The following is a 16,684-nucleotide window of genomic DNA, read 5'->3' on the forward strand; positions in this document are numbered from 1 at the left end:
GCGGCGGGTGCCGTGGGCCGACGTCGATCCGATGGAGAGGCAGCGATGCCCCAGCTCAACGCGACCGGTCCCGAGTCCGACACCGATGCGGTCCTCGCCGCGCGGCTGGCCGTCTCCGCGACGGCCACGGGCGGCGAGGCGATGTCCGACGTCCAGTTCTTCGACTGGCTGGACGAGCGCCGCCGCAGGCACAGCCAGGAAGTGCGCCGCACCACCTTCGCCGAGCTGTCCGGCTGGCACTTCGCCCCGGGCACCGGAGACCTGGAACATCGCAGTGGGCGGTTCTTCGCGGTGCGCGGAATGCGGGTGCGCACCGACTTCGGGCCGGTTCCGGAGTGGAGCCAGCCGATCATCAGGCAGCCGGAGATAGGCATCCTCGGGCTGGCGGTCCGCGAGATCAACGGGGTGCTGCACTGTCTGATGCAGGCGAAGTCCGAGCCCGGCAATGTCAACGGGGTGCAGCTGTCGCCGACGGTGCAGGCCACCAAGAGCAACTACACCCGGGTGCACGGTGGTTCCTCGGTTCCGTACCTGGACTGCTTCCGCGAGCCGCAGGCCCGGGGCCATCGGGTGCTGGCGGATGTGCTCCAGTCCGAGCAGGGCTCGTGGTTCTTCTGCAAGCGCAACCGGAACATGATCGTCGAGGTCGGCCCGGAGGTGGAGGCGGGCGAGGACTTCTGCTGGCTGACGCTTCGTCAGGTCAATGGGCTGCTGCACTACGAGAATCTGGTCAACATGGACGCGCGTACGGTGCTCTCCTGCCTGCCGGACTGGCACCACGGCGCCGGACCGGCCCCTGGCCTCCACTCGGACGTGGCGGTCCGCAGCTGGATCACCACACAGCAGAGCGAGCGGGAGGTCAGCGCCGCACTGTTGCCGCTGCGCGAGGTCGAGGGACGCGGCTGGTACCGCACCGAGGACCGCATCTCCCACGAACGGGGCCTGTTCTTCAGCATCGTGCCCGTGGACGTCGTCTCCAACCGGCGCGAGGTGGCGTCCTGGTCGCAACCGCTGCTCGAACCGCACGGCACCGGGGTGGTGGCACTTCTGGTGCGCCGGATCGACGGCGTACCGCACTGCCTGGTGCACGCCCGCGTCGAGCCGGGCTACCTCGACGTCGTCGAACTCGGCCCCACCGTGCAGTGCACCCCGGAGAACTACGCCCATCTGCCCGCGGAAGCCCGCCCCCGCTTCCTCGACCTGGTGGAGGAGGCACGCCCGGAGCAGGTGCTCTTCGACACGGTGCTGTCGGAGGAGGGCGGCCGGTTCCTGCACGCCCAGAACCGGTACCTGATCGTCGAGGCGGACGACGGCGAGCCCGCCGAAGTGCCCGCCGACTACCGCTGGGTGACGCTCCGCCAGCTGGGTGAGCTGCTGAAGTACAGCCACTACCTCAACGTGCAGGCACGGACCCTCGTCGCGGCCCTGCGCACGGTCGCGGGCATCACACCCGGCCTGCCCGTGGCCGAGGTCCCGGGAATCGGAAGCACCACTGTGAGCAGGGGAGACGGTCGTGCGGATCATCGGTGACGGCTTCCTCGGCCGCAATCTGGCCGCCGCCTTCGGCGATCGCTTCCCCGATGTGACGGCGATCGCCTCCGGCGTCTCCAGCACGTCCACCGCGGCCCTCGCCGAGTACGACCGCGAGGCACAGCTCCTCTACGACGTGCTGGAGGACTGTGTCCGGGAGGGGCGGCGGCTGCTGTTCTTCTCCACGGCCTCCTTCTCCATGTACGGCTTTCCGGACGGCGAGGCGTCCGAGACGGACCCGGTACGGCCGCCGAACGCGTACGGGCGGCACAAGCTGGCGCTGGAAAGCGTGGTGCGTTCCTCGGGTGCCGAGCATCTGATCCTGCGGCTGAGCCATGTGGTGGGCAGCCACCAGCGGTCGCACCAGTTGCTGCCCACCCTCGTCCGGCATGTCACCCAGGGCGAGGTGACGGTCCATCAGGGTGCGCACCGGGACCTGCTGGACGTACGCGACCTGCTGCACGCGATCGGACGGCTCCTGGAGGAGGGGGTCACCGGCGAGGTGCTGAACGTGGCCTCGGGAGTCCCGCAACCGGTGGAGTCGATCGTGACGGCGATCGAGCAGCGCCTGGGCGTCGCGGCCCGGCGCGTCGACCGCCCGGGCTCTCCCGCGATCACTCGTGCTTCCGTAGAACGAGTGCGCGGACTGATACCGGACTTCCGCGCCTCCATCCCGGACCAGGACTACCTGGGGGCGCTGTTGGACGCCTATCTGCCCTACTACACCGCCCTCTCACAGGACTTGGCGGCACTGCCGGTCCGTTGATCGCACCGTCGGCTGCGAGAACCCCTAGACATTTGCCCCGGGCGCGGACTGGAAGTGGTTCCTCCTCCTAGCGTGGGCCGCATGATCGAGCTTGCGGGAGTGACCAAGCGGTACGGCGAGAAAGTGGTCGTCGACGGCCTCACCTTCACGGTCCGGCCCGGCCGCGTCACCGGATTCCTCGGCCCCAACGGAGCGGGCAAGTCCACCACCATGCGGATGATGCTCGGTCTGGACCGCCCCACCTCGGGCCATGTACTCATCGACGGCAAACCCTACGCGCAGCTCAAGGACCCGCTGCGCCAGGTGGGAGCACTGCTGGACGCCAAGTCGATGCACGGCGGGCGCAGCGCGTACCAGAACCTCAGGTGCCTTGCGCTCAGCAACCGCATACCCCTGTCGCGGGTCGACGAGGTGCTGGAGGAGGTCGGACTGGGCTCGGTCGCCAAGAAGCGGCCCAAGGGCTTCTCACTGGGCATGGGGCAACGGCTGGGCATCGCCGCGGCGCTGCTCGGCGACCCGGAGATCGTGATGCTGGACGAGCCGGTCAACGGCCTCGATCCGGAGGGCATCCACTGGATCCGCACCCTGATGAAAGGGCTGGCGGCCCAGGGCCGCACGGTGTTCGTCTCCAGCCATCTGATGAGCGAGATGGCGCTGACCGCCGACCATCTGGTGGTCATCGGCCGTGGCAGGCTGCTCGCCGCCACCGGCATGCAGGAGTTCATCGACAACAACACCCGTTCGGGTGTGCGGATCCGTACGCCCGAACCGGAGAAGCTGCGGGACGCTCTCACCGGGGCCGGTATCACCGCCACCGAGAACTCCTCCGGCGCGTTCGAGGTGACCGACGTCCCTGCGGAGCGGATCGGAGAGCTGGCGTTCGAGCACCACATCCTGCTGCACGAGCTGAGCCCGCAGCACGCCTCCCTGGAAGACGCGTTCATCGCGCTCACCGGTGAGGCGGCCGAGTACCGGACCGGACCGCTCGCCGCCGGCGCCGCGTCGAACGGTGGCCGAACCGCACCGCACACCACCGGAACGGAGTCCTGACCCATGTCCGCACCCACCGCGACCCTCCGCTCCGAGTGGGCCAAGCTCACCACGGTCCGCTCCACCGGTTGGACCCTGTTCGCCGCCTTCGCCGTCACCGTTGCCTTCGGCACGCTGGTGAGTGCGCTGTCCAACGCCAAGTACGACGACCTGTCGCAGCAGCAGAAGCTCACCTTCGACCCCGCCGGAACCAGCTTCACGGGCGGCGTCCTCGGCCAGCTGGCGATGATCGCGTTCGGCGTCATGGTGATCGGCGGCGAGTACAGCACCGGCATGATCCGCAACTCGCTGGCGGCAGTGCCGCGGCGTGGTGTCTTCTACTTCAGCAAACTGGCGGTGGCGACCGCTGCCGCGCTGATCGTCGGAACGGTCACCAGCTTCGTGACCTTCTTCGCCGGGCAGGCCGCGCTCGGTTCGCACAGCACCACGATCGGCGCGCACAACGTGCTGCGGGCGACGCTGGGCGCCGGCCTCTACATGGCGCTGATGGCCGTGTTCTCGATGGGCGTGGCGACCATGCTGCGCAGTTCCATATTGTCCATGGGCGTTCTGATGCCCTTCTTCTTCCTCGTCACGCAGATCCTGGCCTCGGTGCCCGGTGCCAAGAAGGTCGCGCACTATCTGCCCGACCAGGCCGGTGAGGCGATGGCGCGGGTGGTACGCGATTCCGACGTGCCCTACGGGCCGGGCGGCGGCCTCGTCATCATGCTGCTGTGGGTGGCGGCGGCGGTGCTCGGCGGCTATCTGGTGCTGCGCGGTCGGGACGCCTGAACGGCGCCGCGCGGCCCGCCCTGTCCCCCGGGCAGCGCGGAAGTCTAGGAAATTGCTGGATTTCCGCGGGGCACACTGAGCAGCAATCCACGGCTCAGGGAGCAATCATGACCGACATCAGGTCAGTTCAGGTAGCTGACGGCATTTCAGTCTTCGTGCCGCAGACGGAGGGCGCACTGTTCTCCGAAGTCGACTTCATCTACAACGAGATATTCGTCGAACGCACCTACCTCAAGCACGGTATCCAGCTCTCCGATTCCTCGCGGATCGTGGACGCCGGGGCGAATGTGGGTCTGTTCTCCCTCTTCGTCAAGCAGGAGTTCCCCGGCGCGAAGATCCTGGCGTTCGAGCCGATCCCGGCCATCCACCAGGCGCTGCTGGAGAACCTGGACAGCCATGGCGCGAAGGACGTGGAGGTGATGCGCTCGGCGCTGGGCAGCCGGCACGAGGATCAGGTCCGCTTCACGTTCTACCCTGCCCTGCCCGGCAACTCGACGCGGTACCCGGAGCAGAAGAAGGTCGGACAGGAACTGACGGTGGAGCAGATCGGTCAGGAGGCACTGGACCGCATCATGGCCGGTGTGGAGGTCGAGGCCGAGGTGAACCGGCTCTCCGACGTACTGCGTGGGTGGGCGCCCGAAGGCCCGATCGACCTGCTGAAGATCGACGTCGAGGGCGCGGAGCTGGAGGTGATGGAGGGGCTGGACGCGGCCGACTGGCAGCGCGTGCGCCAGACCGTGATCGAGGTGCAGGACCTCGACGGCCGCTTGGAGGCGGTGCGCGACATCCTCGACGCGCAGGGCTTCGCCGTGACGGTGGAGAGCGCGGCGAACCTGCCGGAGGTGTACCGCTACTCGATGGTGTACGCCAGGCGCGAGTCCTGAAGGCTGCCGGGCGCGCCTGCGACGCCCCGGTCCCGCTTCCTTCCGCGAGTCGACCCGGCACCTCTCCCCGGTGCCGGGTCTTTCGTCGTCGGGCACGTCCGTGGCGGGGCGCCGGGGTTCAGGAGACCGGGTTCTCCGCGGCCCAGGCCGGAAGTTCGAGGATGGTCAGGACGGCCGAGGTGGACACCCAGCCGGACGCCGACGTCGTCATCAGGATGTGGTCGCCGGGGGACACGAGACCGTTGAGGAGCAGGTGGTTGAGGGAAACCGCCATGTCGCAGGCGCCCATATGGCCGTACTCCTTGCCGAAGTCCCAGGTGGAACGGGACATCGGCAGGCCCAGCGGCTGCATCTTCATCTGGTCGATCATGCGGGAGTCGCTGTTGGCGGCCACCACCCACCGCAGGTCCGACGCGTTCAGGCCCGCGTCCACCAGCGACCGGTGCACGATGTCCAGCTCGAAGTCGCGGATCATCTCCATGCACTTGTCGAGCGGCACCACGTGCTCGTTGAAGTAGGCCAGTAGTTCCATCGTGCCGGACGCCTTGCGCTCTTCGCCCCGGAACGGCAGCAACGACTCCTCGCCGCGGTGCCACTGCTCCAGCTCCGGCTCCGTCCCGGAGTTCACGGCGCGCAGCGCGGCGAACCCGCCCTCACCGCTGAGCAGGACGGCGGCGCCACCGTCGCTGGCGGTGAACCCGGTGCCGAAGCCCGTCCACCGGTCGATCAGCGGGCTGGTGAAGTTCTCCGCCGCGGTCACCAGCGCGGTTTCGGCCCCGGCGGCCCCCGTCAGCTGCCCCACGGCGACCTCGATGCCGGCCAGCAGACCGTTGGAGTGCTGGCGCACATCCGTGCTGGGCACCCCGCTCGCGCCCAGCTCGCGCAGGATGTAGCCGGGCGGGTAGAAGCCCTCGGGGCCGTGCTGCACGGCGGTGCAGTGGACGTGGAAGTCGAGGTCCTCCACGTCGTTGCCGGACCGGCGGAACGCCTGCCGGGCGGCGTGCACCGCCATGTCCAGCGCGGGCAGGTCACCCGCGATGTAGGCGGCGGTGAGCCCGGTGCCGTACTGGACGGAGTACTCGTCGTAGAGACCCTCCTCGACCGCCTGCTCGACGCTCACCCACCGGTCCGGGATGTACGCCCCGACCGTGTCGACATAGACGCCGTCCGTCTTCATCTGTGGCTGTTCTCCTTGGGTGTCGTGGAACTGCTGGGCGTAGTGGGGTCGTCGGTGTCACGGGCGCAGGAGCTCTTCCTTGAGGTGCGTCGCCAGCCGCGCGAGGGTGTCGACCTCGAACAGCACAGCGGCGGGCAGCCTCAGTCCCGTGGTCTCCCGCAGCCGGTTGCGCAGGGCGAAGGCGGTGAGCGAGTTGAGGCCGATGTCCCGGAAGGAGCGGGTGACGTCGACGGCCTCGGGCGACGGGTATTCGAGCACAGCCGCCACGTCGGTGCGGACGAGGTCCATGAGGACCGCGTTGCGTTCGGCGTCGGCCAGACCGGCGAGACGGCGGCGCAGCGTGCTGAGGGCTCCGGCGCTCCCCGGCTGCCCCGCGCGGCGCCGGGCCGGTGGTCCGGCCAGGCCCCGCAGGGGCGCCGGAAGGTTCTCGTCCTTCGACCTGCCGACCAGGGCGGGGACGTCCGGGCGGAGCAGAAGGACGGTGGGCTCGTCGAGGGCGCAGGCGGCGTCGAACAGGTCCAGGACCGCGGCCCGGGCCAGCCGTACCACACCCGCGGGTGCGCCGCCCGCCGCCTCGTCGTCGAGGTCCCAGGGCCCCCACGCCACCGATGTCCCCGGCAGCCCTGCGGCACGGCGGCGCCGTGCGAGGGCGTCGAGGAAGGCGCCAAGGGCGGCCTCGCCGCCCCGTCCGGCTGCTCCCAGCGTGCCGGCGGCAGTCGAGAGGAGGACCAGGGGGACCGCCGCGGCGGGATCCTCACGTCCCGTCAGATCGCTGAGGTTCAATGCCGCTTGCAGCTCCGCCTCCAGCTGCGCCTCCTCGGCCTCGCCGGACTCCGGTACCTCCGCCGCGTGCACGACGGCGGTCAGCGAGTGCCCGTCCGGTACTGATCCGAGCAGCGTGGCCAGCGCCCGCCGGTCGGTCAGGTCGCATGCGGTCATGGCCACCTCGGCGCCCAGTGCGGTCAGTTCCGCCTCGGACCGGGCAGCCGCGTCGCCGCCCGCGGGGGCCGCGGCGAGCAGCAGGCGGCGTACGCCCCGCTCGGCCACCAGGTGCCGCGCCACCGCGGCGGCGGCCGGCCGGTGGGCGCCGGTGACCAGGACGGTGCCCGCCGGATCGGCCGACAGGACCGCGCCGCCCGCCCCGGCCGGTGCGGCGTGCAGGGCGGCGAGCCGTGGCACGTGCACGGCGCCTCGCACGAGGGCCAGTTGCGGCTCGGACGTGGCCAGCGCGGCCGGCAGGGTGCGCCAGGAGGCGCGTTTGCCGTCCAGATCGGCGAGGACCAGTCGGCCCGGGTCGACCAGCTGTGCGGAGCGGATCAGCCCCCAGACGGCGGCGGTCGCCGGGTCCGGATCCCCGCCTGCGTCCACGGCGGCGAGCGAACCGTGGGTGAGGAACACCAGCCGCGCCTCGGCGAACCGCTCGTCGGACAGCCATTCCCCGGCCAGTTCGGCCGCGTACCTGATGGCACCGCCTGCGGTCGTGTCCGCGGGCCCGGGCACCACGCCGGCCAGCACCGCCTCGGGCACGGCCACGCCGGAGTCCACGGCTTTGGCGAGGGCGCCCAGGGTGTCGTACGCCTCGGTGTAGACACCCGCCTTCATCAGGGTCGCACGTGCGCCGAGCGGATCGGGGCCGACGAGCGCCCAGCGGGGTTTGGCCCCGGGTGTCTCGCACGCGGTCTCGGGCCAGTCCAGGCGCAGCAGCGGGCCGTGCTGGGCGGTGCGGGCGCCGGTGAGCCGAGCGGGGTCGGCGGGGCGGAGCCGGACAGCGCCGATCGACGCGACGGGCAGCCCGGTTTCGTCGGCCGCCTCCACGGCGACGGTGTCGGTGCCGGTCCGGGTGAGCCGTACCCGAAGCGCCGAGGCACCCTCGGCGTGCAGCGCCACCTGGTGCCAGGAGTCGGGCACCGATGTCGTGTCCTGTTCGCGGGGCTCGTCCTGCGTGAGGGCGAGGGTGCGCAGGGCGGTGTCCAGCAGGGCCGGGTGCAGGCCGTAGCGTCCGCCCGCCTGCCGGTGCTCGGCGGTCAGTGCGACCTCCGCGAACACGTCGTCGCCGTGCCGCCACAGGCCCACCAGTCCGTCGGTGGCCGACGTGGGCAGGCCGGTGAGGTCGACCGGCTCCGCCTCGGCGGGCGGCCAGAGTTCCAGGTCGAAGGAGGCCGGGCCGCCGACGGGGCACAGCACCGCGCGTGCGTGGAGGGTCCAGGGAGTGCCGGGCAGGGCGCCGGCGGGCCGGGAGTACACCCGCAGCGCCCGCTCCCCCGACGCACCGGGCTCGCCGACGGTCACCCGCAGCCGGACCTCGTCCCGCTCGGGCAGGACCAGGGGGGCCTCCGTGGTCAGTTCGGCGATACGGTCGCAGCCGGCCCGGTCGCCGGCCCGGACGGCGAGTTCGACGAGGACCGACCCCGGCACCGCGACCGTGCCGGCCACCGCCTGTGCGGCCCACCACGGCTGGGTGGCCCTGGACAGCCCGCCGGTCAGCAGCAGACCGGCCGGTTCGGGCAGTTCCACGACCGAGTCCAGCAGCGGGTGCACGTCCGCCGTCTGGTCCGGTCCGGCGGACGGTGTGTCGCCGGCGGGGCGTGGGGCGGATGTCATCCAGTAGTGGCGGCGGCGGAAGGCGTACGTGGGCAAAGGCACCCGGCGGGCTCCGGTGGGCACGAACAGGGCATCCCAGTCGATCTCGACTCCCCGCACATGCAGCCACGCGAGGAGGGCCGTCAGATCGAGCCCGTCCGGGCCGGCGAGCGGCAGCAGGTCCGCGCCCTCACCGGTCACACCGCCGGGCTGTTCCGTCTCCGACTCGGCCTCACTGCCTGGCAGTTCCGGGCCGAGGACGACGATCGTGCGGTGTCCGCTGTCCAGCAGCGTCCGCAGCGCCTGCTCGGTCCGGCCGGGGGTCTTGGTCAGGTCGGCGGCCCACTGTGCCGGGCCGGTCCCCTCCCCCGCGTCCAGCCAGCCACCGGTCGCGGCCGAGCAGAACGGCACCTCGGCAGGGGCGAACCGGACCGGCGGCACGCTCTCGTCCGTCGTACGGCTGTGGTGCACCGCGAGCCGGGCGCCGGTCTCCAGCGGGAGCAGCCCCGCAGCGCAGGCCGCCGCGATCTCGCCGTACCCCTGCCCGGTCACCGCCGCGGGCTCGATGCCGTACGAACGCAGCAGCGCGGTCAGCGCGACGGCGACCGCCCAGCCGAGGGGTCCGGCGATCTCGGGCCGCCGTTGCCAGTCGGTGGCGGTGCGTCCGGCCAGGATGTCGGCGGCAGTCCAGTCGACGAGTCCGGACAGGGCCCGTGCGCAGGCCGTGAGCGCCTCGGCGAACACCGGGGCGGAGTCGGCCAGAGGGGCGGCGCTCGCCGTCCACCGGGCGTCGGCGGCGGGGAAGGCGAGGACGACGGGCGGCTGTGTCGTGCCGGTCCGGGCGATGCCGCTGACGACGGGGGTGTCGGGCTCGGTGCCGTCGGCGAGGGCCTTCAGGGCGCGCAGCGCCGTGTCGTGGTCGTGGACGCCGAGCACCGCGCGGTGTTCCAGGGCGGAGCGGGTGGTTGCCAGCGACAGGGCCACGTCGTGCAGCCGTGGCACGGGCTCGCCCGCCAGGAAGGCGTGCAGCCGGGCCGCCTGTCCGCGCAGCGCCTCGGGGCTGCGGGCGGACAGCGGCAGCGGGATGCGGCCCGGCAGCGGCGGAGCCCCGGTCCGGGTGCCGTCGGCGGTCTGGGCATCGACAGGGTTGTCGCTACCGCCGAAGGTCTCTGCTCCGTCCCGGGGCGGCTCTTCGATGATCACATGGGCGTTGGTGCCGCTGATGCCGAACGACGACACGCCCGCCCGCCGCGGGCGGTCACCGCGCGTCCAGGCCACGTCCTGGCGCAGCAGCTCCACCGCGCCCGCGGACCAGTCGACGTTCGGGGAGGGCCGGTCCGTGTGCGGGGTGCGGGGCAGGACACCGTGCCGCATCGCCATGATCATTTTAATGACGCCGCCCACGCCGGACGCCGCCTGGGTGTGACCGATGTTGGCCTTCATCGAGCCCAGCCACAGCGGCCGTTCGCGGTTCTGCCCGTAGGTGGCGATGAGCGCCTGCGCCTCGATCGGGTCGCCCAGCGGGGTGCCGGTGCCATGGGCCTCCACGGCGTCCACGTCGGCCGTGGTGAGTCCGGCGGAGGCCAGCACCTGGCGGATCAGCCGTTGCTGGGCCGGCCCGCTGGGCGCGGTGAGCCCGTTGGAGGCACCGTCCTGGTTGATGCCGCTGCCCGCGACCCGGGCGAGGACGGTGTGGCCGCGCCGCCGGGCGTCGGAGAGCCGTTCAAGGAGCAACAGACCTACTCCTTCGGCCCAGTTGGTGCCGTCGGCGTCGGCCGAGAACGGCTTGCACCGGCCGTCCGCGGCGAGGGTCCGCTCCCGGCTGAAGGCCACGTAGGGGTCCGGCTGCGACATGACCGCCACCCCGCCGGCCAGCGCCAGGTCGCACTCCCCGGCGCGCAGGGCCCCCGCCGCCAGGTGCAGGGCGACCAGGGAGGACGAGCAGGCGGTGTCCACCGCCACCGAGGGGCCCTCGAGGCCGAAGGCGTACGACACCCGGCCCGCGGCCACGTTGCCCGCGGTGCCCATCTGCATACCGGAGGCGTAGTCGTGGTATGTCACGCCCGCGAACACGCCGGTGCGGCTCCCCTTGAGGGTGGCGGGGGCGATCCCGGCGCGTTCGAACACCTCCCAGGAGGTCTCCAGCAGCAGCCTCTGCTGTGGGTCCATGGCCAGTGCCTCGCGGGGAGAGATGCCGAAAAGTTCGGCGTCGAACTCGCCGGAGTCGTACAGGAATCCGGCCTCGCGGACATAGGTGGTGCCGGGGCGGTCGGAGTCCGGGTCGTACAGCGCCTCGAGGTCCCAGCCGCGGTCGGCGGGGAACGGTCCCAGCCCCTCGGCCCCTGCGGCGACCAGCCGCCACAGCGCTTCGGGGGTGTCGGCTCCGCCGGGGTAGCGGCAGCCCATGCCGACGATCACCACCGGGTCGTCGTCGGGTACGGCACCGGAACGGACGGGGATGTCGTCGCGCTCACCCCGCTCGGCGTCCAGGCCCAGGGCCGTGGCCAGATGACGGATCAGTGCGGCGGAGGTGGGGTGGTCGTAGACGAGGGTGGCGGGCAGCCGCAGTCCGGTCTCCTGGGTCAGCCGGTTGCGCAGATTGACCGCGGCGAGCGAGTCGAAGCCAAGCTCCTTGAACGGCTTGTCGGAGCCCACCAGTTCGGCGCTGTCGTAGCCGAGGAGTGCGGCCACCTGGCCGGTGACCAGTTCGGCCACCGCCCGGTGACGGCGTGCCCGGGGCAGCGAGGCAAGCCTGCGGGCGAACCCGCCGCCCTGGCCGGTTCCGGTTCCCGCGCCGCGGCGGACGGTCCCCCGCAGCAGTCCGCGCAGCAGCGACGGCAGTTCACCGGCTTCGGCGCGGGATCGCAGGGCACCCGGGTCGAGGCGCATCGCAAGCAGCAGCGCCCGGTCGGCGGCGCTCCCGGCGTCGAACAGGGACAGGCCGTGCTCGGCGGAGAGCGGGATGACGCCCTGGGCGGCCATTCTGGCCGTATGTGTGCGGTCCAGTGTGGCCGTCATACCGCCGAACGTCTCCCAGGGGCCCCATGCCAGTGAGGTCATCGGGAGTCCGGTGGCGCGGCGCTGGTGGGCGAGTGCGTCGAGGAACGTGTTGGCGGCCGCGTAGTTGGCCTGGCCCGGGTTGCCGAGCAGGCCCGCGGCCGAGGAGAACACCACGAATGCGGACAGCTTGTGATGCTGTGTCAGCTCGTGCAGGTGGGCGGCGCCGGCCACCTTGGCGTGGAAGACGGTGGCCAGGCGCTCCGGGGTGAGGGAGGTGAACAGGCCGTCGTCGAGGGCACCTGCGGTGTGAACGACCGCGGTGACCGGGTGTTCGGCCGGCACTTCGGCGAGGAGGGCGGTCAGGGCCGCGTGGTCGGCGACGTCGCACGCCTCGATGGTCACCTCGGCGCCGAGCGCGAGCAGTTCCTCGCGCAGTTCGGCGGCCCCGGGTGCCGCGGGCCCGGACCGGCTGACCAGCAGCAGCCGCCGTGCGCCGTGCCGGGCCACCAGGAGCCGGGCGGCAAGGGCACCCAGTCCGCCGGTGCCGCCGGTGACCAGTACCGTGCCGTCCGGCCCGAACACGACCGGCACCTCCTCGGCGGGACGCAGCGCGCGGACCACCCGGGGCGCCAGCAACGCGTCGCCGCGTACGGCGAGTTGTGGCTCGTCGCCCAGTACGGCCGACGGGGGCAGCGTGTCGGCCGTGTCGCGGTCGACGAGCAGGAAGCGGCCGGGGTGCTCCGACTGGGCCGTCCGCACGAGTCCCCAGACCGGGGCGTGCGTGAGGTCGGGTACGCGGTCGTCGGGGCCGGCCGCCACGGCGTGGTGGGTGAGTACCGCCAGCCGGGCGGCGTCGAGGCGCTCGTCGGCCAGCCAGTCCTGCAGGGTGGTCAGCAGGGCGGCGGTGGCGTCCTGGGCCGCGGCGGCGAGGCTCGCGCTGTCGGCGGGGAGGTCGGGGGAGCCGACCGGCAGCAGCACCGTCGCGGGCGGTGTGGTGCCCTCGTCGAGGGCGGCCCGCAGGGCGGCGAGGTCGGGATGGGTGTGGACGGTGAGGCCCTGGGCGGTGAGCCGGTCGGCGAGGACCGCGCCGTCCGGGCCCAGCACCGCCCAGTCACCGTCGTCGGGGACGGTCCGGCCGGACACCGGCAGCCAGTCCAGGGTGTACAGCCCGTCGACCGGCCCGTCCACGGCGAGGTCACCGACCGGCACGGAGGTCAGGGAGACGGAGTCCACGGCGGCCAGCGGCCGTCCCGCGGTGTCCGTCAGGGTGAGCGAGACCCGGTCCGTGCCTGCTGCCGCGACCCTCAGCCGGGCGGTGCCCGCTCCGGTCGCGTGCACGGTCACCCCGTGCCAGCCGAGCGGCAGCGCGATCCGGCCCTCGCCCGCCTCGGGCGCGGCCGACAGGGCGGTCTGCACGGCGGCGTCGAGCAGCACGGGGTGGAGGCCGAAGGCCTCGGTGTCCTGGCGGCGCAGGTCGTCCGGGACGGCCAGATCGGCGAAGAGGTCGCTGCCGCGGCGCCACAGGGCACGCACGGCGCGGAAGGCGGGACCGTAGGAGTGGCCGTTCAGCGACAACAGGTCGTACAGGCCGTCCACGTCGACCGGTTCGGCCTGCTCGGGCGGCCAGACACCGGTGTCCGGCGCGTCCCCGGCGGGCTGGGCGGCAGTGGTCAGGGTGCCCTCGGCGTGGCAGCGCCAGGGCTGGTCGCCCTCGTCGTCCGGCCGGGAGTGGACGGTCACCGTGCGCCGTCCCGTCTCGTCGGTGGCACCGACCAGGATCTGCATGCGCACCGCGCCCCGCCGGGGCAAAGACAGCGGCTCGCGCACCGTGAGCGTCTCCAGGACGGTGCAGCCGGCCTCGTCGCCGGCCCGGACTGCCAGTTCTACGAGGACGGACTCGGGCAGCAGAACGGTGCCCGCCGTCTCGCGGTCGGCGAGCCAGGGCTGGGAGCCCAGGGAGAGCCTGCCGGTGAGCAGGATGCCGCCGGCGTCGGCAAGTTCGACCGCGGCGCCGAGCAGAGGGTGCCGGGCGGCGCCGAGACCCGCCGCACGGACTCCGGCGGCGCCTGACGGGGCCGCGGGCAGCCAGGCACGGCGCCGCTGGAAGGCGTAGGTCGGCAGCGGCTCGGGCGGCGCGGGCGGGACAGCGGTGCCGGTGCCGGTGCCGGTGCCGGTGCCGGTGAGGCAGGCTGCCCAGTCGACGGCGGCGCCGCGCGTGTGCAGGGCGGCGAGGGCGGCCTCGAAGACCCGCGGTCCGGGCTGGTCCTTCTGCTGGGCCGGGACGGCGAGCACCTCGCCCTCCGACGGCAGGCTCTGCGCCGCCAGCGCGGACAGGGTGCCGTCGGGCCCGAGCTCCAGGCAGCGGGTGACGCCGAGACCGGTCAGGGTGCGGACGCCGTCCCCGAAGCGGACGGCGTGCCGGACGTGCCGTACCCAGTATTCGGGGTCGGTCAGGTCGTCGGGGTCGGCGGGGCGGCCGGTGAGGTCGGAGACGATGGTCAGGCGCGGCGGGTGGAACTCCAGCGATGCTGCGACACGCCGGAAGTCGCGCAGCATGGGTTCCATCAGCGGCGAGTGGAAGGCATGGCTGACGCGGAGCGCGGTGGCCCGGTGGCCCTGCGCCCTCACCTGCTCCGCGATCTCCTCGACGTCTGCGGAGACTCCGGCGATCACGGTGGCGCGTGGTCCGTTGACGGCGGCGATGCCGACCCGGTCGGTCCGGCCCTCCAGCAGGGGCAGCACTTCGGCCTCGGGGAGTTGCAGGGACACCATGGCGCCGCCCTCGGGGAGCGCCTGCATCAGCCGGCCGCGTGCCACCACCAGCCGGCAGGCGTCGGCGAGCGACCACACCCCCGCCACATGCGCGGCCGCCAACTCGCCGACGGAGTGGCCGAGCAGCACATCGGGGCGTACGCCGAAGGACTCGGCGAGCCGGAACAGGGCGACTTCCAGGGCGAACAGGGCGGGCTGGGCGTACTCGGTGCGGTTCAGCAGCTCGGGGTCCGTGCCGAACACGACCTCCTGAAGCGGGCGTTCGAGGGCGGTGTCGACCTGGGCGCACACCTCGTCGAAGGCGTCCGCGAACGTCTCGTACGTCTCGTACAGCTCCCGTCCCATGCCGGGGCGCTGGGATCCCTGTCCGGCGAAGAGGAACGCGGTCCGGCCGGTGCCTGCGGCGGAGCCGGTGACCAGGCCGGGCCGCGCATGGTCGGCGGCGAGGGCGTCCAGGCCGCGCAGCAGTTCGTCGATGCCGGTACCGAGCACCACGGCCCGCTGTTCGAAGACGGACCGGGTGGTGAGCAGCGCGGCGGCCGTACGCGCCGCGTCCGTCCCCGGGCGGGACCGTACGAAGTCGGCGAGTCTCCGGGCCTGTTCACGCAAGGCGGCGGGGGTGCGGCCGGTGACCATCCATGGCACCGCATCGGAGGGCAGGCGGAGGGCCGCCGGTGTGGGGGCGGGCGTGTCGGGGTCCGGTGCCGGTTCGACGGGGGCCTGCTCCAGGACGACGTGGGCGTTGGTGCCGGAAACACCGAACGCGGACACACCGGCCCGTCGCGGCCGGTCCTCGGCCTGCGGCCAGTCGGTGTTCTCGTGCAGCAGTCCGACGGCGCCCGCCGTCCAGTCCACACGGGACGTGGGTGAGTCGGCGTGCAGGGTGCGCGGCAGCATCCCGTGCTGCATGGCCAGGACCATCTTGATGACGCCCGCGACACCCGCAGCCGCCTGAGTGTGCCCGATGTTCGACTTCACCGACCCCAGCCACAGAGGCCGTTCACGGTCCTGGCCATACGTGGCCAGCAACGCCTGCGCCTCGATCGGGTCCCCCAGGGAGGTACCGGTGCCGTGTGCCTCGACCGCGTCCACGTCCCCGGGCGACAGCCCCGCACCCGCCAGCGCCGCCCGGATCACCCGCTGCTGCGAAGGACCGTTCGGCGCCGTCAGACCATTCGACGCACCGTCCTGATTGACCGCGCTCCCCCGCACCACCGCCAGCACCCGATGACCGTTACGGCGGGCATCCGACAGCCGCTCCACGACCAGCACACCGACACCCTCACCCCACCCGGTGCCGTCGGCATCGTCGGAGAACGCCTTGCACCGGCCGTCCGCCGCAAGCCCCCGCTGCCGCGAGAACTCCACAAACGCACCCGGCGTCGACATCACCGTCACACCACCGGCCAACGCCAGATCACACTCACCACTGCGCAACGCCTGCACCGCCAGATGCAACGCAACCAACGACGACGAACACGCCGTGTCCACCGTCACCGCAGGCCCCTCAAGACCCAGCACATACGACACCCGGCCCGACAACACCGACGCGGTGATGCCGGTGGTGAGGTGGCCGTCCGACTCCTCGGGCCGGTTGAGCATCAACGCGAGGTAGTCCTGACCGTTGGTGCCCATGAACACGCCGGTACGGCTGCCGCGCAGCGCGCCCGGTTCGATGCCCGACCGCTCCAGCGCCTCCCACGAGGTCTCCAGCAGCAGCCGCTGCTGGGGGTCCATGGTCATGGCCTCGCGGGGGGATATGTCGAAGAACGTCGAATCGAACAGCGGTGCCTCGTAGAGGAAGGCTCCCTGGCGGGCGTACGTGGTTCCGGTGCCGCCCGCCGCGTCGAAGACGCCGTCTAGGTCCCAGCCACGGTCGGCGGGGAAATCGGCGACGGTGTCACGGCCGTCGGCGAGCAGTCGCCAGAACTCCTCGGGCGTGTCGGCGCCCCCGGGGAAGCGGCAGCCGAGGCCGACGATCGCGACGGGCTCCTGACGGCTCGTCTCGGCGTCATGAAGGCGCTTGCGGGTCTGGCGCAGGTCGGCCGTCACCCTCTTCAGGTAGTCCCGCAGCTTCTCTTCATTGCTCGCCATCGTGCCCCACTTCCTCGCATTCCTCGCAAAAGCCGTGAACGGTCACCGTCGCCGGAGCCG

At 72.4% G+C, this 16,684-nt stretch carries 6 protein-coding genes and 1 pseudogene; 5 read left to right on the forward strand and 2 right to left on the reverse strand.

Translation table 11 applies throughout. The features are described from left to right. The first annotated feature begins 45 nt into the window (after positions 1-45). From ABT186_RS35025 to ABT186_RS35045, 5 genes are all read left to right on the forward strand, one after another. Complete coding sequence (locus tag ABT186_RS35025) at positions 46-1,530, forward strand: NDP-hexose 2,3-dehydratase family protein (RefSeq protein ID WP_351232397.1); 1,485 nt, start codon at positions 46-48, stop codon at positions 1,528-1,530. After that, entirely contained in the window at positions 1,514-2,296 is a 783-nt protein-coding gene (locus ABT186_RS35030; protein WP_351232395.1) for an NAD-dependent epimerase/dehydratase family protein, read from the forward strand. The genes ABT186_RS35025 and ABT186_RS35030 overlap by 17 nt, the downstream gene beginning before the upstream one ends. An 81-nt stretch (positions 2,297-2,377) precedes the next feature. Next, positions 2,378-3,346: an ABC transporter ATP-binding protein gene (locus ABT186_RS35035; protein ID WP_351232393.1), complete on the forward strand. Its 969-nt coding sequence runs from the start codon at positions 2,378-2,380 to the stop codon at positions 3,344-3,346. A 3-nt stretch (positions 3,347-3,349) separates the two neighbouring features. Further along, complete coding sequence (locus ABT186_RS35040; protein WP_351232391.1) at positions 3,350-4,117, forward strand: ABC transporter permease; 768 nt, start codon at positions 3,350-3,352, stop codon at positions 4,115-4,117. A gap of 107 nt (positions 4,118-4,224) precedes the next feature. After that, on the forward strand, positions 4,225-5,001 hold the full coding sequence (locus ABT186_RS35045) for an FkbM family methyltransferase (protein ID WP_351232389.1): 777 nt from the start codon (positions 4,225-4,227) through the stop codon (positions 4,999-5,001). Positions 5,002-5,119: 118 nt separating this feature from the next. Here ABT186_RS35045 and ABT186_RS35050 read toward each other — a convergent pair whose 3' ends face one another. Continuing rightward, positions 5,120-6,178 (reverse strand): ketoacyl-ACP synthase III family protein, encoded by a 1,059-nt coding sequence (locus ABT186_RS35050; protein ID WP_351232387.1) that lies wholly within the window; start codon positions 6,176-6,178, stop codon positions 5,120-5,122. Positions 6,179-6,271: 93 nt separating this feature from the next. Next, positions 6,272-16,624: pseudogene (locus ABT186_RS35055) on the reverse strand (type I polyketide synthase); the annotation flags it as partial. Between the last annotated feature and the right edge of the window lie 60 nt (positions 16,625-16,684).

Origin of the sequence: Streptomyces sp. NPDC001634, from assembly GCF_040298185.1 — a bacterium.
Taxonomy (GTDB): domain Bacteria; phylum Actinomycetota; class Actinomycetes; order Streptomycetales; family Streptomycetaceae; genus Streptomyces.